This is a genomic window from Deefgea chitinilytica (assembly GCF_016881405.1).
GTDB classification, from domain to species: Bacteria; Pseudomonadota; Gammaproteobacteria; order Burkholderiales; family Chitinibacteraceae; genus Deefgea; species Deefgea chitinilytica.
Genome location: NZ_WOFE01000009.1, coordinates 44,816 through 68,874 on the forward strand (window position 1 = coordinate 44,816; position 24,059 = coordinate 68,874).

General features: G+C 49.0%; 23 protein-coding genes. 7 read left to right on the plus strand and 16 right to left on the minus strand.

All coding sequences use genetic code 11. The features are described from left to right. Positions 1–58: 58 nt before the first annotated feature. The 5 genes from GM173_RS13795 to GM173_RS13815 form a co-directional block, all read right to left on the minus strand. Positions 59–2,698, minus strand: coding sequence for an NACHT domain-containing protein (locus tag GM173_RS13795; protein ID WP_203571967.1), 2,640 nt, complete (start codon positions 2,696–2,698; stop codon positions 59–61). 1,054 nt (positions 2,699–3,752) lie between these two features. Beyond that, positions 3,753–5,645 carry a chitinase gene (locus GM173_RS16255; RefSeq protein WP_275412357.1) on the minus strand — a complete coding sequence of 631 codons (1,893 nt, stop codon included), beginning with the start codon at positions 5,643–5,645 and terminating at the stop codon, positions 3,753–3,755. 556 nt (positions 5,646–6,201) lie between these two features. Then, on the minus strand, positions 6,202–7,323 hold the full coding sequence (locus GM173_RS13805; protein WP_203571969.1) for a carbohydrate-binding protein: 1,122 nt from the start codon (positions 7,321–7,323) through the stop codon (positions 6,202–6,204). 228 nt (positions 7,324–7,551) lie between these two features. Next, the gene (locus GM173_RS13810; protein WP_203571970.1) at positions 7,552–8,256 is read right to left on the minus strand and encodes a glutathione S-transferase family protein; all 705 of its coding nucleotides are present in this window, start codon (positions 8,254–8,256) and stop codon (positions 7,552–7,554) included. Between the two features lie 111 nt (positions 8,257–8,367). Next, a complete protein-coding gene (locus GM173_RS13815) occupies positions 8,368–8,817 on the minus strand; it encodes a hypothetical protein (RefSeq protein WP_203571971.1) in 450 nt (149 codons plus the stop codon). A 230-nt stretch (positions 8,818–9,047) separates the two neighbouring features. Between GM173_RS13815 and GM173_RS13820 the strand changes: the two genes are divergently transcribed. Further along, positions 9,048–9,317, plus strand: a complete 270-nt coding sequence (locus tag GM173_RS13820) for a hypothetical protein (RefSeq protein WP_203571972.1) — start codon at positions 9,048–9,050, stop codon at positions 9,315–9,317. A gap of 50 nt (positions 9,318–9,367) precedes the next feature. Here GM173_RS13820 and GM173_RS13825 read toward each other — a convergent pair whose 3' ends face one another. After that, complete coding sequence (locus GM173_RS13825; protein WP_203571973.1) at positions 9,368–9,967, minus strand: FMN-dependent NADH-azoreductase; 600 nt, start codon at positions 9,965–9,967, stop codon at positions 9,368–9,370. A gap of 96 nt (positions 9,968–10,063) precedes the next feature. Here GM173_RS13825 and GM173_RS13830 point away from each other — a divergent pair, with 96 nt between their 5' ends. After that, complete coding sequence (locus GM173_RS13830) at positions 10,064–10,963, plus strand: LysR substrate-binding domain-containing protein (RefSeq protein WP_203571974.1); 900 nt, start codon at positions 10,064–10,066, stop codon at positions 10,961–10,963. A gap of 90 nt (positions 10,964–11,053) precedes the next feature. On the opposite strand, the gene sstT is transcribed toward GM173_RS13830, so the two are convergent. From sstT to GM173_RS13850, 4 genes are all read right to left on the minus strand, one after another. Next, on the minus strand, positions 11,054–12,298 hold the full coding sequence (gene sstT, locus GM173_RS13835; protein WP_203571975.1) for a serine/threonine transporter SstT: 1,245 nt from the start codon (positions 12,296–12,298) through the stop codon (positions 11,054–11,056). A gap of 308 nt (positions 12,299–12,606) precedes the next feature. Continuing rightward, positions 12,607–13,413: a transporter substrate-binding domain-containing protein gene (locus GM173_RS13840; RefSeq protein WP_203571976.1), complete on the minus strand. Its 807-nt coding sequence runs from the start codon at positions 13,411–13,413 to the stop codon at positions 12,607–12,609. 144 nt (positions 13,414–13,557) lie between these two features. Then, entirely contained in the window at positions 13,558–14,697 is a 1,140-nt protein-coding gene (locus GM173_RS13845; RefSeq protein WP_203571977.1) for a PQQ-dependent sugar dehydrogenase, read from the minus strand. A 100-nt stretch (positions 14,698–14,797) separates the two neighbouring features. Further along, entirely contained in the window at positions 14,798–15,514 is a 717-nt protein-coding gene (locus tag GM173_RS13850; protein WP_203571978.1) for a PilZ domain-containing protein, read from the minus strand. 270 nt (positions 15,515–15,784) lie between these two features. Between GM173_RS13850 and GM173_RS13855 the strand changes: the two genes are divergently transcribed. Continuing rightward, positions 15,785–16,768, plus strand: a complete 984-nt coding sequence (locus GM173_RS13855) for an SPM autocatalytic domain-containing protein (RefSeq protein WP_203571979.1) — start codon at positions 15,785–15,787, stop codon at positions 16,766–16,768. Between the two features lie 58 nt (positions 16,769–16,826). On the opposite strand, the gene GM173_RS13860 is transcribed toward GM173_RS13855, so the two are convergent. Both GM173_RS13860 and GM173_RS13865 read right to left on the minus strand, forming a co-directional pair. Continuing rightward, entirely contained in the window at positions 16,827–17,390 is a 564-nt protein-coding gene (locus GM173_RS13860) for a DUF2799 domain-containing protein (RefSeq protein ID WP_203571980.1), read from the minus strand. Positions 17,391–17,588: 198 nt separating this feature from the next. After that, the gene (locus GM173_RS13865; RefSeq protein WP_203571981.1) at positions 17,589–18,590 is read right to left on the minus strand and encodes a YeiH family protein; all 1,002 of its coding nucleotides are present in this window, start codon (positions 18,588–18,590) and stop codon (positions 17,589–17,591) included. Between the two features lie 109 nt (positions 18,591–18,699). Here GM173_RS13865 and GM173_RS13870 point away from each other — a divergent pair, with 109 nt between their 5' ends. After that, positions 18,700–19,590, plus strand: coding sequence for a LysR family transcriptional regulator (locus GM173_RS13870; RefSeq protein ID WP_203571982.1), 891 nt, complete (start codon positions 18,700–18,702; stop codon positions 19,588–19,590). A 111-nt stretch (positions 19,591–19,701) separates the two neighbouring features. Here the strand turns inward: GM173_RS13870 and GM173_RS13875 are convergent, their stop codons facing one another. Further along, the gene (locus GM173_RS13875) at positions 19,702–19,950 is read right to left on the minus strand and encodes a hypothetical protein (protein ID WP_203571983.1); all 249 of its coding nucleotides are present in this window, start codon (positions 19,948–19,950) and stop codon (positions 19,702–19,704) included. A gap of 107 nt (positions 19,951–20,057) precedes the next feature. After that, a complete protein-coding gene (locus GM173_RS13880; protein ID WP_203571984.1) occupies positions 20,058–20,486 on the minus strand; it encodes an Imm44 family immunity protein in 429 nt (142 codons plus the stop codon). A gap of 252 nt (positions 20,487–20,738) precedes the next feature. Between GM173_RS13880 and GM173_RS13885 the strand changes: the two genes are divergently transcribed. Continuing rightward, positions 20,739–21,455, plus strand: coding sequence for a sugar isomerase domain-containing protein (locus GM173_RS13885; RefSeq protein WP_203571985.1), 717 nt, complete (start codon positions 20,739–20,741; stop codon positions 21,453–21,455). Positions 21,456–21,754: 299 nt separating this feature from the next. Here the strand turns inward: GM173_RS13885 and GM173_RS13890 are convergent, their stop codons facing one another. After that, complete coding sequence (locus GM173_RS13890) at positions 21,755–22,066, minus strand: hypothetical protein (protein WP_203571986.1); 312 nt, start codon at positions 22,064–22,066, stop codon at positions 21,755–21,757. Beyond that, positions 22,066–23,052: a patatin-like phospholipase family protein gene (locus GM173_RS13895; protein WP_203571987.1), complete on the minus strand. Its 987-nt coding sequence runs from the start codon at positions 23,050–23,052 to the stop codon at positions 22,066–22,068. Before GM173_RS13895 ends, GM173_RS13890 begins: the two co-directional genes overlap by 1 nt. Positions 23,053–23,321: 269 nt before the next feature. Here GM173_RS13895 and GM173_RS13900 point away from each other — a divergent pair, with 269 nt between their 5' ends. Then, positions 23,322–23,603 carry a helix-turn-helix domain-containing protein gene (locus GM173_RS13900; RefSeq protein WP_203571988.1) on the plus strand — a complete coding sequence of 94 codons (282 nt, stop codon included), beginning with the start codon at positions 23,322–23,324 and terminating at the stop codon, positions 23,601–23,603. 192 nt (positions 23,604–23,795) lie between these two features. Continuing rightward, positions 23,796–24,020: a hypothetical protein gene (locus GM173_RS13905; protein ID WP_203571989.1), complete on the plus strand. Its 225-nt coding sequence runs from the start codon at positions 23,796–23,798 to the stop codon at positions 24,018–24,020. Positions 24,021–24,059 lie beyond the last annotated feature (39 nt).

Here is a 24,059-nt window from a genome sequence, read left to right on the forward strand (position 1 = left end):
AGCCTTAGCGCAGCTTACAAAACGCCTAGGCTGCCATGCTAAAGTACACAACACAGTCTCAGATGCTGCTTCTTTTTTGAGCCATTCGCTCTTCTATATCTATCAATCTTTTTCCTAATAGGAATTTGCCTAAGCGATTTTCGCAATAAAAATAAAACAATAAGGTGGTAAGACTATCTGGGTTGGAGAGTATACTAACCTCATTAGGTAAAAATATTTTGCGTATTCTAATTGGCTTTAGTAGCACTGAAGCAGCTAGGCAATAATAAAGAAACGAAGTGAAAATAATAGATAAAATCAAGGAGAAAAATCTAGTTGCGCTTTGGGTTGAGATGTCTATTTCTTTGAGATTAATGCTTAGGCTAATGTTTTTTATGCTGCCTAGGTCTGGTAGTGAGGTTGCCGTCAATGGTGGGATTTTTAATATTAAAAATATAGTGCAAAAAGTGATTAAAAGAGCAGAAACCTCAAATGGAATTGCGAGTAATCTTCTGGGTGGGTTGATTTCTGAGGCAATTAAAGTTAGGGGGTATTTGACTCTTAATTCACTTTTTGATGAAATGCCGATGCAGTCCCTGAGTAAACCCTCGCCCACTATCAATTGTTTTCGCCATTTGTTCTCGCTTAGTTTTTCAATGTGTGTCCTCCAAGAAGAAAACGAACCCTTATTTTTTAATGACTGTGCAACAATAGGCGATCTTAGTGCCGCTTCAGTTAATATGCATGCCCATTCTTCGGTTTTGTCATTGCTGACCGCTGCCATCTCAAGTATCATTTCTAGAAATGGTTCTTGGTCGCAATTTTTGTATACAATTTCAGGTGCGTCGCTTGCTACATCAATATTATTTAATTCGGCAATTCTTAGCGCTGCGACGGCATCCTGCTTTGCATAATTTTCTATCAGCTTTGCTATGATATTTTTATTTTTGCCTAGGAATTTTCCATAGAAAAGCTGAATGTCTGGGGTGGCTCTAGACTTTGACAGAATTGGTAAACAAATAGCAGCGTCTAGGCTGGTTATATTAAAAATATGTAACTCGTCGAGTCTTGAAGTTGTCCAATCGCTTTCTGCCAAGTTTAATAGGCTTGATTCCCATTTTGCATAAAAATTGGTCCACGCGTCGCAGTCATAAAATTTAGACTCAATAAAGCATTTGCCTATTAAATTATTGTCGCCATCCTCAATTAATGATGCTAGTGTTTTTTCTAGTTCTGAGATGTCATTTCTGATTTTAAGTAGTCCGCAGGCAAAAGGAAATAACTCAGTCAGTCTTGTCTTTAGGCTGTATAAAGATTGATTTTCTTTATTTGTTTTAATTAGTTTTTCTAGTTTCTCATTGTTGCCAATTGTTGCTTTGGCAGCAAAAAACTCACAAAATGTAAGATGTATAAATCTAAGTGTTTCTCTTTCTTTTTCTTCCGAAATTAAGCCTGTTTCTTTAATGATGTCTAGTAATATTTCGGCCGCATCAGCTGCATCACATTTATTGACGGCTTGAACGATGAGGATGGCATCACACCAATTTACAGTATTTGCTGGATTTGTGTTATCAAGTAAATGTTGATAAGAAATCTCGGAAAGAACTGCCATGCGTTGCTGTTTTATTATATCGGGGGCATGTTTTCGGCCTGTTTGGCTTGTTCGTCGCTTGATCAGTAACTCATCAGTCACTCGCTCATAAAATTCTGTTCTTGTTTCTGGGGTAAATTTACCTGCACTAGCTTGGTCCTCTGAAACATACATTGATAGAACTAATGGGTTGCTACACATTTCTCTTAATGATGCACGATCAGTCAAGTCCTTATATATTCTATTTATGTGTTGTTGTGAGTTTTCATTGTAAGGCCATTTTGTAAGAAATTCATAGATGTTCGATGGGTTAAACGGCATTAAACGCATTATTGCGCCAAATTCTCTAATGCTGTTTTTTATGGATTTGTAAAACTGAGAGCGCATCGTTAATATAATCTTATTATTTGTACCTAGGTTATTTAATTTGTCACTTGTATCTCTAATTCCTTTAATAATCAAGCTTAAATCTTTGCTGGCTACTTCATCCAGGCCATCAAAAATTAAAATAATTCCATTGCTTTCGCAGAAATAATCGAAACACTTGTCCATGTTATAAGAGTTTTTTTGTGTAACATGCGTCTTCGCAAGATCAAATAACCACGATTCTTTATCTTTTTCAGGCGGTTTTACATTTTTTAACTCAATTAGTATTGGCAATCTCGCTTTTCCAGGTGATCTCATCGAAAGTTCACATTGTTCTAGCACGATTTTTTTTGTTAACGTTGACTTGCCTGAGCCAGGGTCTCCAATTATTAATATTCGAGTTGAGTCATTGTCTAGGAAAGAACATTCTTTTTGAAGTAGTGTTTGATTCTTCTCGTCTTCCAATGTTGCGCTTATGAAGGAGTCTTTAATTTTTAATCTTATATCTTCGTTGCCGGGAACGAACATGTATTTTTGGTGATCTTCATTTGAAATTAGTGTTGAGTAGCGCTTTAAGGATAGTTGTGCTGCTACCTTTCCATTTATTTTCAATAGCAGGTTAAATATGATGCCTTTTGCGATAAATGCAACAACAGAATTGAAGTGTTTTTTTACTAGTACGCCTACAAATACTATTGTTGGTAGTCCCATTACGCCAATTAGCATGGATCTTAAATCCAGTGTTACATTAAGTATTTCCATGATTGTCCATTTTTAAATTGATAGTCCATGTGTTTTTAAAAAATATACACTGTGCGGGGTTGTGGTTCGTACATTGTTTGAATCACTCAATGGCGTATTGCAACTTCGCATCGAATGCACCCTACCGTTTGCCGAGCTTCAATATCTTATCTAATTGACAAATTAACGTCAGCTGTTCGATGGAAAATGTTAGCTTTGATTGATGAAAAGCGAATCTGGCGCAAGGCTACGGTATGGCGAGCGGTGGTTTTGTGTTTGAGCGGGATTGGCGGCTGTGCGCCGCGGCACTCACTTCTCTTGCTTCGCCAAGAAAAGTAAGCAAAAGGAGGCGACCCGGGCGAAAAGCGCTCCGCGCTGTTAGCCTTAGGCCACGGCCTACGCTAAGACAACAAGTTGCCAAGCTCCGTCACGCCTTGCTGCGTCCTTCATAACTGGCTCCAAACGATACTGCCGTTTGTCTCTCTCCTTGCTGCGGTTTTCGCTACACGGGAATTCAAGCCCCAGACCGACCATCGTGACACATACATGCCGTGGTGTTGTTCTGAAGATGATTCAGAGATTGGCTTTGGTAGATATACCCGTAGGGTCAACGTTAGCTGACCTTGTTGGGTGTGTCTGGTCGGCTAAAGCCGACCCTACAACGGCTGCTTATTAACACGGATTGCTCGTGGAGACGCGCCGCTTTCAAAAGTCATGGCGAGGCATGGCGTAGCTACAGCAAAACAACCAAACTAGAAATTTTTCACCGCTTGCTGTACGCGCTCGACTTGCTCGATGAGCTCGGTGACAAGGCTGTCGGTCACGTCTAGATCGCCTTCGTACTCGGCCAGATTGCGTTTGCTGTGCGCACAATTGAAAGACTCATATTGGGCATGGTCAGGTATTCAAAGCCATTCTGGGTTTGATAACCCCAAATTGGTTTTTTGTAAGGCGGCGTTGAGGGCGGTGCTTGATGGTTCGGGTCGGCACAGATGCAACGACCGAACAATAAAAACCGCCGTGCGGATTCAATCCAGAATCAGCACGGCGGTTGTGGTGGTGTTACTAAAGTGGCTTATTTCGGTAGTTTGTCAAAGTAAGCACGATGCTGGGTGCTAAATTCAAAGTTGTTGAATTTGTCCCAGTTAATTGACCAAGTCATCAAGCCACGCAGGCCAGGATAAACCGCGCTTGGTTTGTAGCTGCCGCAGCTAGTGCCTTTCATCAGGCAATCAAGTGCAGTGTGTACATCGCCCACGGTGGTAAAGCCGCCGCCCGCATTGGCATTGGCGGGTAGGCCAATCGCAACTTGGTCGGGGCGCAGCGCTGGGAATACGAAGTTCGTGCCAGATACTTTAAAGCCTTTGAGCAACATGTCGGTCATCGCCACATGGAAATCGGCGTTGCCCATCGTGTGGTAGGCATTATCCAAGCCTGTGATCGGGCCTGAATTGTAGTCTTGCACATGCAGCAGCGTGATGTCGTCGCGCAGCGCGTAAATCACCGGCAAATAAGCTCCGGCACGCGTGTCGCAACCCGCACAATTGCCACCGTAGAACGCATAACCCAATTGCACGAAGAAGGTTTCTGGCGCCATCGTCAGCGTGAATTTGCTGCCGTATTTGGCTTTCAGCTCTTTCAACGCCGCAATCAGATTAACGATGACGGGCGATTTCGGATTGGCAACATCGTTGTCACCAGCGTTCAATTGCAGCGAGTGGCCTTCGAAGTCCACATCCAGCCCATCCAAGCCATATTTGTCGATGATGGCAGATACTGAGCGAACAAATGCATCTTTCGCTGCGCTGGTTTCGAGGCGAACTTGACCATTCGCGCCGCCGATCGAAATTTGGACTTTTTTGCCTTTGGCCTGTTTGGCTTTGATTGCGGCAATAAAATCGGCTTCCGATTCGACATTCGGGCACTCAGTCGATGGGCAAAGTTTGAAGGCGACTTCACCACTGGTGGCCGAAGTTGGCTCAGCGAACGACAGATTGATGTAGTCCCATTTATCCGATACATCATTCATGCGGATATAGCCAGAACCATTAGCAAAGCTGGCGTGCAGATAGCCGATCAGCAATTTGTCGTTGGCTGGCGCTGGCGTCACACTCGGCGTAGGCGTCACCGTTGGAGTAACTGATGGCGTCACCGAAATCGTTGGGGTTGGCGATACCGTGACAGTCGGGGTAGCGGTAGCAGTCGGGATTTTATTCCAGCCGATAATGCAACCGTTGCCATCGTAAATCGGCTCAAAGCGATAACCTGGAATACCGGTTGGCATCGGCATCGGCAAACAAGTCGGCTTACTGCTCGGGGTCGCAGTCGGCGTTGCGGTCGCGCCAACACTCACCAGTTTCCAAGGGCCCCATTCGCTAGCACCAGGCACATCGCCTTGCGTCCACCATTTGGCTTCATAGATAGAGCCGTTGTAGCTAATGCGTTGACCGCCAGTGTAGACCGTCGCTTTATCCCATGCAGGCTGGATCGGATCACTTGGCACACATTGATTGGAAACAAAGGTCGAGCCAATTGGACAAACCCCTTTCCAACCCTCAATGTTGCAACCATTGCTATCTTTACCAATTATCGTAATGCCCCAGCTAGCCGGTGGAATCAAGACCACTGCAGGATAGGGAGGCGGCGTGACTTGTGGGCATTGATAAGTCGTTGGTGTCGGTGTAATCGTAGGTGTGACGGTTGGGGTGATGCTAATAGTCGGGGTGACGCTAACAGTCGGTGTTACGCTGCCCGTTTCTTTCCACAAGGTCGGCGCTGCGGCGGGGTTCCAGCCGGTGCCCACGTATGCAGTGTGCGAAACAAGTGCGGTGTAGGTTTTGCCGTTGTAATCAACGACGGTGCCAGCGGTGTAGGTATTGCCTTCCTGCCAGCTTGCGGCGTGCACGCCACTGGCAAGGACAAGCCCAGCCAGCAACGACGCCAGTGTAGCGCGATTGCGTTTTATCATTGTCTTCTCCATCCTGTTGTATTCGGCGGCGCATCAAGCCACTGCGGCTCTGACGGCCGGCTTTTGCCCTGGATAGGGGCAAGAACGGGTTGATTGTAAGTCAAACCGCTAGAATGGCGAATGAAGTTAAGTGATTGTTGTAAATAAGGAATTGATGTTTTAAACGCAGTTGGTAGAGCCACAAGTTCGGGGTTGGGTATTCGGCTAACAGGATTGATTTTGTAAGATTGCAGGCATTTACCCAGCAGGAGTATATGGGAGTTTTGCCAGAAATTACGGTGCGGCGCAGTGCACGTGTTGGGTAATTTTCGCTTCGAATTGCATCTAAATTCGCAGTGATGCTGTGAAGTGAGTCACGCTAAACCCGCGCAGCACCCGCCCTTTGCTTCGCCAAACCAAAGCGCCCCTACAAGACGTTTCAATTAAATCTGTATGGGCAGAGATGCAGCAAAGTGCGTCGCGCTATGAAAGATCCCCCCCATTCAGGCACAACAAAAAAGCCCCGCATCAGCGAGGCTTTTGATCAACAACGAATCAGCTAAACAACCATCCATTCTTAATAAATATAGTTGTACGGCAAATTGAATTTGTACGCGCGTAATAGCGATGATGGGCGGCAGAGGTCGCCATTGCATAGCCATACACTCAAATAATTACCCTTCGCCTGCTCTGCCGTAAGCTTGAGCGAGCCCATCACCACGCCGCCGCGCGGTGCATTGAAGCTATTTACTACCGTGCCTTCGGGCAGGCTACAGCTGCCATCGGGATTGCGGGGAATCGGCTGCGGCGCAGGTGGGGCAACGCCCGGTACTGGCATTAAGTAAGGGCCTTGCTGCGTGGCGACCACCTTGCCGTCCACATGCACTTCCCAACGCTCAGTGCGTGGCGGCACCATATTGGCGGGTTGCTCACCTTCCTGCAGGATATTGACGCTACACGATGCATTCACGCGATAAACGTATTTGGTGTAATAAATGAACGAACCTAAATTCACTTGCACATCGACATCGCCACTGGCTTGCTGAGTAACATTGGTCGAGAACAATGCAGGGCGCATTGGGCTAACTGGTGCGCTGCCTTTATCCTCCCATGGGCTGCCAGCTTGATCGGGTTGATTGTTTTGCGTCCACCAACGGGCTTGATATAGACGACCATTGAAAATCGCTAAATCGCCAGCGTTGTAGACCTTGCTATTGCTCCATGCTTGCGGGCCCGATAGCGCGGATTGCTCTTCCCATGCGCCCCAAGCTTGGCCTGGTTTTTCATTTTGCGTCCACCACTTGGCCTTATAGGTGATGCCTTCATAGCTCACCAAATCGCCCTGAATGTAGGCGGTGCTCGGATTCCACGCGGCAGCAGTGGGCACCGTCGCTTTGCCGTATACCGCATCGGTATCGGCATCACTCAAGGCCGACATGGTGGCGGTATTGCTGTATCGATCACCGGTTGAGCATGTCCAGATTGGGGTCGGGGTTGGCGTAGGGGTTGGTGTTGTATTGGGTGCTGGGGTAGCCGTTGGGACTGGTGTTGGTACCGTGAGTTTGTCCGGATTCACCGTTGGCAGTTTGCCGTCTAATCCTGCAGGTAAAGCCGGCGCTGGGCGCGGTGCGAGACAAGCTTGCGCGACTTGACCGGCCAAGGCTGCGCCGAGGGCCAGTGCCATCAAAGAAAGTTTCATGGTCTACTCCATCTTATTTTTTCTGATTAGCTGCACCTATCTTGGTGCAGGCGCTACTGCGTAGCGCAATTGACTATCAGCAAAATAATATGACGCGTCAATACTTTACGTTTGCTTGTCGCACAGAAGCTGCGGAATTGATTTTGAAACTGCGAGGCGGGAAAGATCTGCGCTGGATGACATCAACGCGGCTTCGCCCACACAACACGGTGGTGGAATTTCTGCCGATTACTCCACCGCTGGAAAATACAGCGCATGCATCCTAGCCACATAGGCCTTGAGTGTCTCGTGGCTTTCGGCGGCGGTGCGTAGCGATGAAGTAAAAGCAGGATTGAGCGCGGTGTTAACAAAGGCGTAGACACTGGCGTCATAACCACAAGGCGTGTCACCCAGTAGAAAAGGCTTATCGCCCAGCAAGGCGGCCAGTGCGGCTAAATCACGCTGTGCGAACACGGCGCGTTCGGCGTCACTATGCCGACCCATGCCCTGCGCCTTCAACGCGGCGAGCATTTTCTTGCGAAAATGATTGCGCGCCAAAGCGCGCATCGGCCACGGTATACGGTTGAACAGTTTGCTAGTGGTGGTATTGAAATTGTAATCATCGGCCCAGCGAGCATACACGCCGAGCCAATACAGATGTTCTTCGAGCATTTTTTCAACGGTCCAACCTAGCGCAAGTTGCCCCGCGTCATAGCCGCCCGAAAAATCGCAGCCGTGCTGCTGCTCCAGATGCAGGCGGATAAAGGTCGAGTCGGCGATAGCTTGCTCTCCGTCTTGCAGCCACGGCAATTTACCTTTGGGCGCGCCTTTGATGCCTTGGCGGCGAGTCTCAAACGGCAGGCCACTCATTTTCAGCAGCACCAGTGTTTTGGTGACAAAAGGGCTTAAATCGGGCAGGCCAAAAGCGGCACCAAAAACATTGAGTGTGAGCATGCAACAGTAACCTTGCAAAAAAAAACAGCAAATTAAAAGAAAATTACTACAAGAGTCAACCTGAACCTCGCAATCAGCCATGAATGACAGCAGAGACTGCGCCCAGCCCAATTACTGATTGTTTAGTTTCGCCGCTTCATGCCGCTTAATAAAATACTTCGCTGCAGCGTCCATCCCCAAATAGGTGGACGCCAAGTAAATCAGCAGGAATTTATTAATCAGCTGCGAGACTTCGGCCGAAATCAGAAAATCTGGATTGATATTTTCCGCCGAGAAATATATCTCCAGCACGAAATAAATTGCAGTTAATAAGTAAATGCCAAGCTTCATCAGCGACGAATAGTAATCAATGCAGCTGCGATTGAACTGAAATTCGTCGGCCTTATGCGTCAGCAAATGTCTGACGTAAAAAAATGCAATGATAGCAGGCAGAAATAGCGTCACACCCAGAATGAAGGGGTAGGCCTCGGTAAAGAAGATCAGCGCCAGCCCGATTAGTAATAACAAAATAGAGATCAGTTTAATCCGGAATTTTTCTTGTTTACTCAATATCAATGCCATTGCTACGCCTAGATGCGGTGAGGTTGGGAATAAAGCGTGTTGAGCATGATTTTATCTTGCCAATATGACAGTGCTTGCAGGTGCTTAAATTGGCAAAAATCAGGGTATTTAATGTGTAATTGTGCTCTTTTTTGCAAATGCCACTGTGCTAAATTGATTTGGCATTTTTAAGCCAACTTGGTTCATTAAACCCAATGCCGTTCACAGGGCTAATTTCAAAGAGAAAAACCATGAAGACCGCGAAAAAAATATCGTTGATTCTGCTTGCGATCAGCCTGTTGCTACTCGGCAGTGCCTACCACATCCGCCAAGACGTACTCGATACGCCGCTATCGTACTTTGGTACCCATCAGAGCACCAAAATCAAAGCCAAACTACTGCTCACTGCAGATGAATTGGCGCACATTCAATCGTTTAGCGCGGATAAAAACGACAATATTGATAAATATATGCGGATTATGAATGGGGTAAAACTGCGTGAAGCAATTCAAGAAGGCTAAGCGCCGCCTGCACGGTGGCAAGGCGGCTTAGTTTAGGCTAGCAAGACTAATTAAGCGATATGGCTCAGATTTTCGCGGGCGCTGGCCAGAGCAGGATCACGAACCTCAGGCCCCATATTTAAGCCTTCAGCAGCAATCACGCGTATATCGCTAATGCCTAAAAAGCCCAATACCACGCGCAGGTAATCAATATGCGCAACGCCGGTCGCGGTGCCTTGATGCAGGCCACCGGCAGTAGCAACGATAATGGCGCGTTTACCCTTGGCCAAACCTTCTGGGCCATTCGAGCCATATTTAAACGTTACACCGGCGACGGTAATCATATCAATCCACGCCTTGAGCTGGCTGGGCACCGAAAAGTTATACATCGGCGCGCCAATGACCAGCACATCGGCCGCCAAAAATTCAGCCATCACCGCTTCTGATAAAGCCACTTGTGCGGCTTGCTCCGCATTGCGCGCTTCGGCAGGGGTGCCTTTGGCGGCTAAAAATACATCGTCCAGCTGCACATTCAATTGGCGGGTGACATCGCGATAGACCACGTTCACCGTTGGCTCGGCCAGGCGAATGCTTTCGACCACTTCGCTAGTCAGTTGGCGTGATACCGAATGTTCGCCCAAAATGCTCGAATCAATATGGAGTAGGTTCATGATGTAGTCCTTTGCAGTAATAAGTTAGATGCAGCCATCTTATATTTGGCGCAAAATCATAACTAGACAGCAAAATCAGGAAGGATTGTCCTATTTATGTTAACAATTGATGTAGATTACAACGACTACAGCTATTTTGCCTATGTGGTCGAGTTTGGTGGATTTTCGGCGGCGGCACGGCATATTGGGATTCCAAAATCGCGTTTATCGCGGCGAATTGCGGCGCTCGAAGAACGACTCGGCGTGCGCTTGCTGCAGCGCAGTACCCGCAAACTCACGCTGACCGATGTAGGGCAGAAATTTCTCAACCATTGCCAAGCACTGCAACGCGAGGCCGAAGCCGCCGAATGCATCGTTGCCAGCGTCAAAGCCGAGCCATCGGGCCGCGTTCGTTTGAGCGTGCCGCCGGGATTACTCGATCATTTAACGCCGGTCTTGCAGCGTTTTATTACTGAACATCCTAAAGTCATCCTCGAAACCATCACCACCACACGGCGAGTCGATTTGCTCGAAGAAGGCATCGACGTGGCGCTGCGTGTGCGCGCGACCGACGATGAAGATCCACAATGGGCCACGCGCCGCCTGCGCGCTACACGCGGGATGTTGGTCGCCAGCCCTGCTTTGGTCGCGCGTTTAGGTGGTTTAAGCACACCAGGCGCACTCGCTTTGGCTCCTGCGTTGGGTACAGTGGCGGCCGATCAGATGATTCATTGGCGGCTGGTGAATGCGGCAGGAGAAGTGCGCGAATTTGTGCTGCCACCGCGCTTGGTCAGCGAGCATTTTGGCTTGCGCCGCCAAGCGGCGATTGATGGGCTGGGCGTGACGATGTTGCCGATGGAAAACGCCCGCGCAGATATCGAGGCGGGCTTATTGGTTGAAGTGCTGCCCGAATGGCGCTTTCCGCTCAGCCATTTACAAGCGGTCTACGCCAGCCAACGCGGCTTATCCCCAGCTGTGCGAGCATTATTGGATTTATTGGTCGAGACGATGGTTTGATAATTTGAACTACTCAACAATGCCGACAAAAAAGCCTCGCGACTGCGAGGCTTTTTAACTGAAACTAGCCTAGTTAGGCAGCAATTACGCTTAAACGCGTTCGCTCGCCAACTCGCCAGCAACTGCAGCGGTATTTTCTGCGGCCATACATGCTGCCGCAGTAAACAGCACGTCGGTTGAGCTATTGAGTGCCGTTTCAGCAGAATCTTGTACCACGCCGATGATGAAACCCACCGCCACCACTTGCATCGCCACATCCGCATTCATACCAAACAAACTACATGCCAACGGAATCAGCAACAATGAACCACCCGCTACACCCGAAGCACCACAAGCGCCAATCGCCGAAATCACGCTGAGCAATAGCGCCGTTGGTAGGTCAACTGGAATACCCAAAGTATGTACCGCAGCCAGCGTCAAGACCGAAATCGTAATCGCGGCACCCGCCATATTGATCGTCGCCCCCAATGGGATCGACACTGAATACGTATCTTCATCCAAACCCAGCTTTTCACACAACGCTAAATTCACCGGAATATTCGCCGCCGAGCTGCGGGTAAAGAACGCCGTCAGCGCACTTTCGCGCAAGCACGTAAAGACCAAAGGATAAGGATTGCGGCGTATCATCAAAAAGACGATCAGTGGATTAACGACCAGCGCCATAAACACCATTGCGCCGACCAGCACCAGCAGCAAGTGTGAATAACCGAGTAGCGATGACAAGCCCGTCGTTGCCACGGCTTCCGCCACCAGACCAAACACACCAAACGGCGCAAAGCGAATCACCATCTGCACCACTTTGCTCACCGCGCCCGCCATATCATCGAGCGCCTGTTTGGTGCTGGCGCTCGCACGCTGCAAAGCCAAGCCCAATGCCACAGCCCAAGCCAAAATGCCGATGTAATTGCCGCTCGATAACGCTTTGACTGGATTCTCGAAAATCTGAAACAGCAGTGTGCGCAATACTTCGGTAATCCCGCCTGGCGGCGTAGTGCCATTAGCTGGCGCAACCAACGTCAGCATCGACGGAAACATAAAGCTCGCCAACACGCCAATCAGCGCCGCACTAAAAGTACCAATCAAATACAGAAAAATCACGCCACGCATCTGTGTTTGCGCGCCCTGCTTTTTGCTCGCAATCGCGTGCATCACCAGCAAAAACACCAAGATCGGCGCAACCGCTTTAAGGCCACTAACAAAAATCGATCCGAGCAGCGCCGCTTGCTGACCCGCCGCGGGAAAAAAGAAAGCCAGCGCAATGCCGGCCATCATCCCAAATAAAATTTGCAGCACAATATTGCCCTGCAATAGCTTATTCATCATCATCTTAAACATCACAACTCCTTATACTGCTTTGTTTTAACACGCCAAATTTCGCAGGCGCGAACTTATAGCCGTATCAGACCATGCCGCTGAGATTGTAAGAATTAGGGCTTGCACCAATGAGGAAGGATAATTTGCGCCAGCGCAAATAGGATAGGGCGTGGCGGACGTTGAGCGTAGCGGTTTGCAATGCAACGCTTTCAAATGGAGCCGCATTGGATTTATCTCGCTCATTTTTGAAAATAAGCGAGATGAGTTTAACCCTAAGTATTACTAGATAAGTATTATTCAGCAAGCGCTAGCTGGCAATACATCGACTATTATTTACTTGGGTTGATCGTGAAAATCCGCTGAATTGGCGCGCTGCTATTGGGGCCAAACCAGCGGTTAAAAATCGCCAACGCTTCGCCGCTTTTTTCCATATCGACCAAGGCATTATTGATCGCGGCTTGAAGCGCTTTTTCGCCTTTTGGAATACCGACCGCGTAAATTTCCAAGGCCAATGAAAAATCACTCAGCGCAAATCGACTGCGCTGCGCTTCGGGCATTTTATTGAGCGCCATTGCCAACACCGGTGCATCATCGACAACCCCGTCGACCACCTCGGCAGTTAGCGCTTTGATCATTTCAGGCACGTCATCAAATTCGGCCAGCTTGGTTTTGGGGAAATTTTGCCGCAGCAATTTAGCACCGGTGGATGCGGTGACCGCGGATAAATGAGCGCCCGCTAGATCTTTCTCGCTATTAAAACGGCCTTTTTTCGCCAAAACACGCGTATCGGTGACGAAATAACCAACGCTAAAATCGATTTCCTTATCGCGCTCAGGCGTGCGCGACAGTACCGCGACAACAATATCGGCTTTATTTTGCTTCAGCCACGGCAAGCGATCGTTTGATTCTAGCGTTTTGAAAATGGGCTTTACATTCAAACGCTTGGCAATACCCTGCGCAAATTCGATGTCGTAACCTTTCAACACGCGAGTTTGTGGATCAAGAATAGAAAACGGCGGCGATGAATCACGCACGCCAATTACAATCGTACCGCTGCGCTGGATAGTTTCGAGAGACGATGCCGCTGCCAGCGCGGTAGCCAGCAACAGCGTAGCGGTCAAAATGATGCGTAACATAGTGAGCCTCTTTGACGATGGTTTACTTTCAGGTGTAGCAGATTTATAGCTAAGCCGCCAAACATCGCTGCGGCACATGCTGTGGTGCTGGCAGTGTAGGTGAAACATGACAATTGGCTAGCTAGGGAAAAGGCTTAATCTTCATTACGACAAGGGGACAAGCCGCAGCAGAGCGCCATCCGCTTCATCGGTCAGCAGATAAAGCAAGCCATCGGGTCCCACGCGAACGTCGCGAATGCGACCAAACTGATTTTTGAGCAAACGCTCTTCGTGCACCACACGCCCGCCATCCAACTCTAAACGCACCAGCATTTGATATTTGAGCGCACCAAGGAATAGATTGCCCTGCCACTGCGGAAATGCTTTGCCTTGATAAAACGCCAAGCCCGACGGCGCAATCGACGGCGTCCATTGATAAATCGGCTGCTCCATACCCGCTTTGGCGCTACCTTCGCCAATTTGAGTGCCGATTCCGTAATTCACACCATACGTAATCACCGGCCAGCCATAGTTGCGGCCAGCACGAACAATATTCAGCTCGTCACCGCCTTGCGGCCCATGCTCGGTCGACCACAGCTCACCACTAACAGGGTTTATGGCCGCACCCTGCATATTACGGTGTCCGTAGCTGTATACCTCCGGTCTTGCATCACTACGTTGCCGGAATGGATTGTCAGTTGGAAAACGACCATCATCGTGTAGGCGCACCGCTTTTCCGGCAAGATCATTAAGTTGCTGCGCGCGGTCTTTTTCGCCACGATCACCCTGCGTAATCAGCAGCATACCACTGCGATCAAACACCAAGCGCGAGCCAAAATGAACGCCAGCGCCACTGCCTGGGCGTTGCCGATAAATCTGCTGGATGTTTTCTAAACGATGCCCTTTTGCATCGCTCAACCATTGCCCACGCGCCACTTGCGTGGATGCGCCACGCCCTTCTTGCCCTGCGTAGGAAAAATACACCCAACGATTTTGGGCAAAATTCGGATGCAACGCCACATCGAGTAAACCACCCTGACCGCTAGCAACCACCGTCGGCACGCCCGCCACGGGGCGCGGATCCAACTCGCCCTTGGCGGAAATAAGGCGCAAGCGCCCTTCGCGCTCGGTAACGAGCATTCGACCATCCGGCAAAAAGGCTAAGCCCCACGGATGCGCCAAACCACGCGTCAGCGTTTGCACCCGAAAATCATGTCGTTCCGAGCGAATCACCTCATCCGCGGCCTGCGCGAACGTCAGCACAGCTAAGCAACTACACGCAATTGGGTAGCGAATTTTGAACATAGCGGACTCCATCCTCTTGGCTCACCACCAGCATAGGTCAGTTGGGACGGTTTAAACACACGCACAATACGTGGCCAACTTTCCGCAAAAACAGTCTCACTTAGCTCGGCATCGAACCATCATTTTGCCCGCTCAGCCGTTCCTGCATATAGCGACGTATCGTCTTATTGGCGGCATCAGATAAATGACTAAACTCCAAGCCATGTAGGACGTGGTCTTCGCTGATCTCGCTAAATTTACTACGAATGATGGCTTTGGCTTCAACGGTCAGCGAGCCAGTTTCAAATGGCAACACCAAGAGTAGCTTGAGCTCTTCGCCAATCAGCCCTAATGGCGCGTGATATTCCACTTGCATCCCTTGCTCAGAGAGATTGAGCATCATCGCGCGGCGGCGCATATCACCTGTTCGTTCGAGCAAAATCGCTTGCTGCAAAGCCACCCGTGGATAGTTACGACTTTGTTCCACTCGTATTTGCTCAGGCCATTGCAGCGCAATCGTCCAATGGGCTTGCTGTGGCAGCAACTGCGCGTTGGAATCAAAACACAAAACGCCATTGGCAACCGCCATCCGAATATGCAAAGTACTCGCACTATTAAACTTAACCCGCACATCTAGCTGATCCGCTTTCGCTAACGGGCGAATCAGCAAAGATTGCCCCGCAATCACTTGCACGACTTGAGCGCGTAATTGAGTTGCACTCTGTTGAGGCAGGCTCATAAACACGGTCTTACCTTCCTGCAAATACGGGCTTGATACCAATTGCTGGCTCAACTCTAGCTCGACCGCACTGTCTTTCTTAGGCTGGATTTGACTCATGGCCATCACTCCAAAATCGAATGGACATAAAGATGACTTAATTGGTAAGCAAAAGCAAGGCTAGTGTGTGTTTAAATTTTTATTTCGTTGGCAAGGTCGCCAAGCCATTTTTCGCGGATAACACGCCTACCAACATCGATCTCAGCACTACCGCTTATCAGTTGGCTCGAGTGCGGTGATCAACGTCCTCCAACGCAGCGCTTTCGGGCCGATAAAGTTCTTAGGCTTGGCTGGTAAACCCAAGATCAATAGATGCATTCGAGGTAGATCATGCGGATTATCGAATCAGACGTCAGCTTAACAGCGCAGCGCAGTTTTCAGCGGGAACGCAGCGAGCGCGTATCAATTCGCTATGAAGCGCCGCGCCCTGTGCCAAACAATGTCGACGAGTCGGTGAGCATTTCCAGTGCCGCGCGGATGATTGAAGAGCAAGAAGAAGCCGTCAATAACGACCCGCGCCTCAGAATGATTAAAAGCTTACTCGAAGCAATGTTAGGCCATGAAATAAAGCTAGGGCATCAGGCGCCAGACACTAATAAAGCTGAGCTACAGAGCAATACCCAAACAACAACCCAAATCGAAGATGGTTTTAGCATCGAATATCACGCCAGCGAGCAAGAAAGCGAACAAACGCAATTTAATGCCGAGGGCGTCATCAAAACCGCCGATGGTCGTGAAATTAGCTTTAGCAGCGAACTCAAATTGAGCCGCAGTTTTAGCCAAACGGTCGATATCAACATCGCCACCGGCAGCGCCGCGCGGCCAAAGAAAGACCCGCTGGTGCTCAATTACGATGCGCCCGTTGCGACGCTCTCAGATAAAACTTTCCAATTTGATATCGATGCCGATGGGAAAAATGAAAGCCTGCATATGCTCACCCGAGGCAGCGCTTATTTGGCGCTGGATCGCAATCGCGATGGCAAAATCAATGATGGCAAAGAGTTATTTGGCGCGCAAAGTGGCAATGGCTTTGCCGATTTGACGCAATACGATGGCGACCAAAACGGTTGGATTGATGAGGCCGACACGGTGTATGCCGACCTCAAACTCTGGCTAAAAGACGCCAGCGGTCAAGATCAGTTGCTCAGCATCAGCCAGCTGCGCATCGGTGCGATTTCTGTCCGCTATGCGCGTGGCGACTTTGATTTGAATAATCAGCAAAACCAGAACTATGGCCAAATCCGTAGTTCTGGCGTCTATTTAAAAGAAAACGGTCAAGTCGGCACGCTGCAGCAAGTCGATCTGAGCGTTTAATCATTCTCGCCAAAACGGGTGAACAGCATAGGCCATTCATCCAACTCGCCGCACTCAATTACTGTGGATATAACAGCGGTGCCGTGATGGCCTGCACGCGTAAAACATCGCGCAAGCGGCGGTCGTCTTTGTTTTGTTGATTTAGATTTTCCAACTCGCGTTGATAACGGCGGCGGTCTTTGTCATTGCCTGCAGCCTTGATTTTGTCTTGTAACCTGTCGCGCTGGCTAGCGTATTGGCTAATCCGCCATTCGGTTTGTTCTAAATCACGCTGAATCGTGAAGCGTTGAAACCCACGTTGATAGGCACTTTGAAACGCAGCTTGGCTCGCTGCTGGACAAACATTTGCCGCTGGCGTACCACGCAGGCCGACTTGATAACCATTCGATGCGGTGCAATAACTGCGTAGACCTTCACTGCGGCCACTATTGTATAAATTCAAATCGGGTTTTACTTTTTGCTTGCGACACGACTCAGCATGATCGGCGGCACGGGATTCATAGCCATTTTGTCCGTCCTTCAGGCCAATGCTATACCAGTCTCCGGTGCGGCATTCACTTTCACTCAAGGTAGAACAGGCACTCATCAGCAAAACGAGGGATAGGGCAATCAGGATACGCATTACTAACTCTTTGTCATATTGAATGGCGGCATTCTAATGACGAGCTTGCAGTAAATCTGGTGAAAAGTAACAGCAACGCGCCGCATTATTCACACCGCATAATGGACGATTTGCGCTTCTCTCTCGGCGGGATGAACTGAATAAAAAGCCGCTCGACCTCACTGTCGCGCGGCTTTGCTTATTTATAATATCAGCGATTTACCAATGGCCGCCCACGTACTGCATCACCAAACTTGAACCTGCGACCATAATCCAAACCAACAAACCCAAAGCCACAGGACGCCAGCCGGTATTTTTCATTTTGCCCAAATCCGTTGACAAACCAATCGCCGTCAGCGCCGCGGTAATCATCACCGTTGAAATACTGTGCGCGGTGCGAGTGAGCATTTCTGGTAAGTAACCGTTAAAAATCGACGCCGCCAAAAACCACACGATGAACCACGGTACCGCATGTGCAATGCTGGCGCGCTGAACTTGGCCGTCTGCTGCTGCGTTACGCGTCATAAACACAAAACTCAAAATCAAGGTCACCGGAATAATCAGCATCGCACGGCTGAGCTTGACGATAGTGGCGTGATCACCCGCCGCTTGGCTCCAAGAATACGCCGCAGCCACCACCGAAGAAGTATCGTTAATCGCCGTCCCCGCCCACAAGCCAAAGCCCGCATCCGACATACCTAGCCATTGCCCGAGCGGCGGAAAGATCAGCACCGCAACGATATTAAATAAGAAAATCGTCGATAAGGAAAACGCCGTTTCATGGTCATCGGGTTTGATGACCGGCGTCATCGCGGCAATCGCCGAGCCGCCACAGATAGCGGTACCGCCGCCAATCAATACACACAATTTGGTCGGAATTTTGAGTAATTTGCCAAAGGCAAAAGCACTGGCAAAGGCAATCGACAAGGTCACCAGCGTCACCGATAGTGATTTCAAGCCGGTATCCATCACCGCACTAATCGGCAACGCTAGCCCCAAGCCGACAATCGACCATTGCAATAATTGCTTGCCCGCAAATTGAATGCCGGGCAATTGTTGGGCGGAAATTGAAAAACGGCTGCGAATCAGCAAACCCAATAAAATCCCGGCGACTGCGCCGCCCATCAGCGGTATTTGTTCACCAATGAGCTGAGCAACAACGGTAATCCCGGCAACGAGCAGCAGGCCCGGTATCAGCGACTTGAGCGTGGCGAGTTTCATGATTTACCCCGTGTTGATTAAATAATGAGCACAGTGTAAAGTCGGCCATCCATCTTGAATAACGGGTAATTCGGGTAAGTTCATCGGAAAAACCGATTAAAGGCACAGTATGCTGAAAATGACATTACGGGAATTAGAGGTTTTTTGCGCCATCAATCGCACGGGCGGCGTCACCGCCGCAGCCGATGCCTTGGGTTTGTCGCAATCGGCAGCCAGTGGCGCATTGGCTGAACTAGAGCGCCGACTTGGCGTGAATCTATTTGACCGCATCGGCCGCCGCGTCGTACTGAATGAGCATGGCCGCTATCTACTACCGCGCGCCGAAGAATTACTCGGGCAAGCGCAAACACTGGAAGAGAACTACAACAACGGGGCGCCGAGCCGTCTGAATATCGCCGCCAGCCTGACCATCGGTAACTTTGTGCTGCCCGGCCTTTTGGGGCAATTGATGCAAGCGCGCCCCGAAGATCGTTACGACGTAGCGATTGGCAATTCACAGCAAGTGATCGAACGCCTGCTCGATAGTCGTGCCGATATTGGCCTGATTGAAGCGCCGATTACGCATCGACAGTTAGTCAGCGAGCGCTGGTTAAGCGATGAAATGACGATCTTCGCCCGATTTGATCACCCACTAGTGGGGCAAACTCCGAGCTTGAGCGAGCTGGCCGCCACACCGTGGATCATGCGCGAACCCGGCTCGGGCGTTCGCAAAATGCTCGAAGCAATGCTGTTGCCGCATCTGGGTGGAATGAATTTATTGCTTGAACTCGGCAGTGGCGAAGCGGTACGCGAAGCAGTGCGCTTAGGGCTAGGGATTTCCTGCGGCTCGAAACGCGCGATTGCGCAGGAACTTGAGCGCGGCGAATTTGCGGCGATTCCACTGCCCAATATTCCAATGGAGCGTCGTTTTTACATCGTCTGGCACGCCGAAAAACGCCTCACCGCCGGCGCAGAGCGGCTACGTACGGCGTGTCACGCCATGATGAACAATCCGCCTTGAGCACCCAATCTGGGTATGCTTAATCATTTAAGCATCCGCTCTGATCAGATGCAGACACCCGCACTTGAATTATCCAGAGCATGAGAGACAGCTCCCGACCCAAAGCGGAACTTAAAATGGCCGTCGCCCTTTTTGGGCTAAAGCCTTAACCCAACGCTCATTAATACTTTTTAACGGCTCAGCTTCATCGTCTATGTATTCATCTAAAGCAAGCTGCTCTTCTGAATTTAACGACAGAATCTCAGAAATGCAGCCGCATGAAACTAATTGATTATTGCAAAATGGGCATCTTTCATTAGTACAAAAAATCTCATGCAATTGCCCTTTTACACAACCACAATCTGAGCATAATTCCGACATATCTTCTAATCCTGAGATTGTTAAATAGATAAGAACTTCCGCTTCTGGCCGACTACCTCCTGTTTTCGACCCAAAGCAGTCCTATAAATCAAATTAGACGAACTTGATTAAGGTGATAAATAGACACCCAAAGCTCTCCTTATCTGGCTAAATAATTCGGCGCTATTTGTGGAGTTGCCACCTTTATCAAGCCTATCCACGCATAGTTTTATTACTTCCAAAACTTTATTTGCTAAATATGTTTTTAACTCATAAGTATTCATTGGTAGCCAAATCTCAGCTGGTATTTGAATATCTAATGTTATATAGCGCTTAGCTTTAGCAAAACGAAGACGGAAAAAACCCTCCGCACCAAATTTTTGTAGGCTTCCATCAACACGTAAAACTAAAATAAATTCATCAATTGCATCGCAATATGTACTTGTTACATGCCTTTCAAGTTCTTTAAAAAGTTGAACTTTAAGATTTGCAACAATCTTTGTCTCTGGGCCTCCACCATCGCAGCCTATAGAAATTGCAGAAATACATACCTCCAATTAATGATTGCTAAAACATACGTTAAGTCCGCTGTTGGCCGACTGCGGCCTCCCAGCTAGTCTAACCCAGTCCATTCATACAAGCATCATTCCTCATTTAATGGTGATTAAATTAAATATCACTTGCCCTCATCAGGGTATTGCCTTGTAGGCATTGATTGAGAACCGCAGTAAGTTAATACATCTTCATCGATGCTCGCCAATGCCGGGTGCGGCATCCTATCACGGCTGTTTTCACCCAGAGAGGCTCTGATGTTTGAATATGTCACAAAGCTACAAGACCGAATCACCACATTAATTGAACAGAATGCCACGCAAATGCCTGTGGCTGCCCAGTGGTTTGCCGATGCCATCGTCAATGACCAAATGATTCATATTTTGGGCACTGGCCATTCGCATATGATCGGTCTGGAAGGCTTTATTCGCGCGGGGGGCTTGGGCAATATCAATGCGGTGCTCGATTCGACCGTCACCACGGTCGATGGCGCGCTGCGTAGCTCGGCCTTGGAAAAGCTGCCGGGTTTGGCGGCGATTTTGTGGGCTGAGCAGCCGATTGCGGCGGGTGATTTAATCGTGGTGATTTCTAATTCTGGCCGCAATACCTTGCCAATTGAGTTTGCCCAACTGGCCAAAGAAAAAGGCCATCGCGTGATTGCGATTACGTCGGTTGAGCAATCAAGCCAAAACCCAAGCCGACATCATTCTGGCCAAAAATTAATGGACATTGCGGACGTGGTGCTCGATAACTGCGTGCCACCGGGTGATGGCCTGTGCGAAGTGAATCAGCAAGTGACAGGGGCGTTTTCAACGATTGCCGGTTGTGTGCTAATCAATACCTTGGTCGTTGAATCACAAAAAATCGCGCTCGCGCAAGGCGTAACGCCGCTGATTTTCGCCAGCCAAAATGTCGATGGCTTTGATAATGATGCGGTTTACCAGCATTTCCGCGGTCGACTGAAATCGATGTAGTTGCTAGGTATACGGCGGCAAATCAACTGAGAAAAACTTCATAAGCAAATACACTTAAATAATAAATTCTTTATGATGCTGTGCCGCGCTCGTTGATCTAGGGCTTAAAAAGCCCGTTCAAGCGCACCGAGTGAGGAGAGAGACAAACAGCTTTATCGTTTGGCTCACGATCGACCGAGGGAACAGCGGAGCTGGGCGCCCCCGGGTCGCCTTCTCTTGCTTACTTCTCGCAGCGAAAAGAGAAGTAAATCCTCGTCGCAGACTGCGACTGTAAAACACCGTGCCGCAGGCACTTATCACTATTTGATGGTAGCCAGCCACCTCCGTACTCCCCAAATCAGCAGCCACAACACGGCGGAGATGAACAACACCGCGGGAATAAAATACAAAGTATGCGCGATATGAAATCCGCCGGGCATAAAGGGAAATTGCCCCGGCCACAGCCAATGCCCCAATAAAGCCAAGGGCAAGGTGTAAATAAAAATCCAAATATTCGCGAGACCATCGGGGGGCTGCTGCCAAAACTGCAGCAGCACCAGCAAGCCGCCCACCGCATAGCCGCCGGGAAGCCAAAACTGCGCCCGCTGCAGCAGTGCGCGCAGAGTGCCCATTACGCTTTACTCAACTGAGCACACGCGTCGCGGTAGCCGACCTCAATCCGCGCGGCGATGCTGTTGGGCGAGAAATCCAAGGTGGTGCTTTGCTCGTCGGGCATTTGATTGGTAATCACGGTGGGCGCGAGCAGCATCCGTAGGCGAGCGATGTCTTTAAAACCGTCCATTTGCCGAATCGGTGAATTCGCTGGCAACAGTTGATTGAGCGCGCCGTATAACTCGGCCAAGCCATTGTAATCAGCCATCCTTTCCATATCGCCCAAGACTTTATTCGAGAAAATAATCTCCAGCATCCGATCTTGAGTTTGGGTCAGATTTTTTGGCAGTTGGCCTTTGAGCGGGAATAAATTGACGATGACAAAGTGCGCGTCGCTATCGGCGGGCAGCGCATTGATCATCGCCCCCAGTGGCGCATTATCAAACAGCCCGCCGTCCCAGTAATGTTTGCCTGCAATTTCAACGGGTGGAAACATCGGCGGAATCGAGAGCGAAGCGATGATGTGATCCATCGTGATGCGCTGGCCGTCGCGGTTGGTGAACACTTCGATCTCGCCACTTTCGATTTGCACAGCAGACAGCTGCACGATGGTCTCGGATTCATTTAATTTATCAAAATCGACCAGCTCGGTGATCAACTCACGCAGCGGGTCGGCCGAATAAATGGACGTCCATTGATTCATATTCCACACATCGGTACGCAAGCGCGACATATGCGGATTGCCAAACAGCGATAGATTTTGCTCGACGATTTGCGGCGCGAATGGAATGTTCGGTACGGTGAGTTTTTGCCACAGGGTTTCCAGTGCCGCCAATGGATTGGCATTTTTGCTACCGACCAACACCGCTGTATTGACCGCGCCAATCGATACCCCCGCTACCATCTTTACAGGAAGCATTGCTAGCTCTTGCATTCGGCGCAATACCCCTAGTTCATACGCACCTAAAGCACCGCCCCCTTGCAGTAATAAAGCGATATTGTTCATGCCTGCTCCAATCTGAATGTTTCAAAAGTTTAAGTAGCAAACCACTGCTACGGTTTTGGGCTCGGTAATCGCTCTGCACACGGCGACCCGAGTACAGCTCGCTGGGTGTTTCGAATTGCTTCCATCACAAATAAATAAAGTTCAAATCAAATACGGGAATTTTTAACAAAATATCAAATTACTATTACACATACAACTGCATGACAAATAATTAATATGAAATTGTCATCAATCCAATTGCTTGAGGGCAATTTAAAACGGAGTTCACTATGTCAGAAAAATTAATTAATCCTAAAGCCATTCGCAAACAACTCGGAATGAATCAGCAGGAATTCTGGAGCAAAATTGGCGTAACCCAAAGTGGTGGTTCGCGTTATGAAAGCGGCCGCAATATGCCTAAACCCGTACAAGAATTATTGCGCGTGGTACATATTGAAGGCATTGATTTAAGCAGCATTCGTAAAGATGATATTCGCACTTTGGAATATTTAAAAAATAAACATCCGAATTTATTTGAGAAAATTTACGACGAGGCGCATAGCGCAGTGTGAACCTATGCATAATCGGATTAGAAAAAAGCCGTGCAACCGCACGGCTTTTTATTTTTAACGGCGAGTCGGAAAACCTTGTTGAGCCATACATTGCTCCCTATCACGACCAGCTGGTGCACAGAAGCGCTCCGCTTCCGAATAGGAGCGACCAGTCGAATTTGATGGGCGATTAGGGCGATTCCAGTCATTCGAATGACTGCTTTCATTCCAACAACGCTCTCTGGCTCGGTCATTCTGCAAATCATTACAATTGCGATGATTGTTATTATTGCGTTCTTCCCAGCAGCGCTCTCTAGCTCGCTCATTTTTTATATCGTTACAATTTCGATTATTGTTATTGTGCTGACGCTCCCAACATTGCTGGCGGGCCCTGTCATTTTTAAAGTCATTGCAATTTTGCCTGCTATTGGCAAATAGTACGCCCGAAAGCGTAAATAAACACAGTGAAATCAATAC

Bases quoted from the DNA above. Each gene is read 5' to 3' on its own strand.
- GM173_RS13795 (WP_203571967.1), bottom strand. From the start codon at position 2,698: ATGGAAATACTTAATGTAACACTGGATTTAAGATCCATGCTAATTGGC.
- GM173_RS16255 (WP_275412357.1), bottom strand. From the start codon at position 5,645: ATGATAAAACGCAATCGCGCTACACTGGCGTCGTTGCTGGCTGGGCTT.
- GM173_RS13805 (WP_203571969.1), bottom strand. From the start codon at position 7,323: ATGAAACTTTCTTTGATGGCACTGGCCCTCGGCGCAGCCTTGGCCGGT.
- GM173_RS13810 (WP_203571970.1), bottom strand. From the start codon at position 8,256: ATGCTCACACTCAATGTTTTTGGTGCCGCTTTTGGCCTGCCCGATTTA.
- GM173_RS13815 (WP_203571971.1), bottom strand. From the start codon at position 8,817: ATGGCATTGATATTGAGTAAACAAGAAAAATTCCGGATTAAACTGATC.
- GM173_RS13820 (WP_203571972.1), top strand. From the start codon at position 9,048: ATGAAGACCGCGAAAAAAATATCGTTGATTCTGCTTGCGATCAGCCTG.
- GM173_RS13825 (WP_203571973.1), bottom strand. From the start codon at position 9,967: ATGAACCTACTCCATATTGATTCGAGCATTTTGGGCGAACATTCGGTA.
- GM173_RS13830 (WP_203571974.1), top strand. From the start codon at position 10,064: ATGTTAACAATTGATGTAGATTACAACGACTACAGCTATTTTGCCTAT.
- sstT (WP_203571975.1), bottom strand. From the start codon at position 12,298: ATGTTTAAGATGATGATGAATAAGCTATTGCAGGGCAATATTGTGCTG.
- GM173_RS13840 (WP_203571976.1), bottom strand. From the start codon at position 13,413: ATGTTACGCATCATTTTGACCGCTACGCTGTTGCTGGCTACCGCGCTG.
- GM173_RS13845 (WP_203571977.1), bottom strand. From the start codon at position 14,697: ATGTTCAAAATTCGCTACCCAATTGCGTGTAGTTGCTTAGCTGTGCTG.
- GM173_RS13850 (WP_203571978.1), bottom strand. From the start codon at position 15,514: ATGAGTCAAATCCAGCCTAAGAAAGACAGTGCGGTCGAGCTAGAGTTG.
- GM173_RS13855 (WP_203571979.1), top strand. From the start codon at position 15,785: ATGCGGATTATCGAATCAGACGTCAGCTTAACAGCGCAGCGCAGTTTT.
- GM173_RS13860 (WP_203571980.1), bottom strand. From the start codon at position 17,390: ATGCGTATCCTGATTGCCCTATCCCTCGTTTTGCTGATGAGTGCCTGT.
- GM173_RS13865 (WP_203571981.1), bottom strand. From the start codon at position 18,590: ATGAAACTCGCCACGCTCAAGTCGCTGATACCGGGCCTGCTGCTCGTT.
- GM173_RS13870 (WP_203571982.1), top strand. From the start codon at position 18,700: ATGCTGAAAATGACATTACGGGAATTAGAGGTTTTTTGCGCCATCAAT.
- GM173_RS13875 (WP_203571983.1), bottom strand. From the start codon at position 19,950: ATGTCGGAATTATGCTCAGATTGTGGTTGTGTAAAAGGGCAATTGCAT.
- GM173_RS13885 (WP_203571985.1), top strand. From the start codon at position 20,739: ATGTTTGAATATGTCACAAAGCTACAAGACCGAATCACCACATTAATT.
- GM173_RS13890 (WP_203571986.1), bottom strand. From the start codon at position 22,066: ATGGGCACTCTGCGCGCACTGCTGCAGCGGGCGCAGTTTTGGCTTCCC.
- GM173_RS13895 (WP_203571987.1), bottom strand. From the start codon at position 23,052: ATGAACAATATCGCTTTATTACTGCAAGGGGGCGGTGCTTTAGGTGCG.
- GM173_RS13900 (WP_203571988.1), top strand. From the start codon at position 23,322: ATGTCAGAAAAATTAATTAATCCTAAAGCCATTCGCAAACAACTCGGA.
- GM173_RS13905 (WP_203571989.1), top strand. From the start codon at position 23,796: ATGACTGCTTTCATTCCAACAACGCTCTCTGGCTCGGTCATTCTGCAA.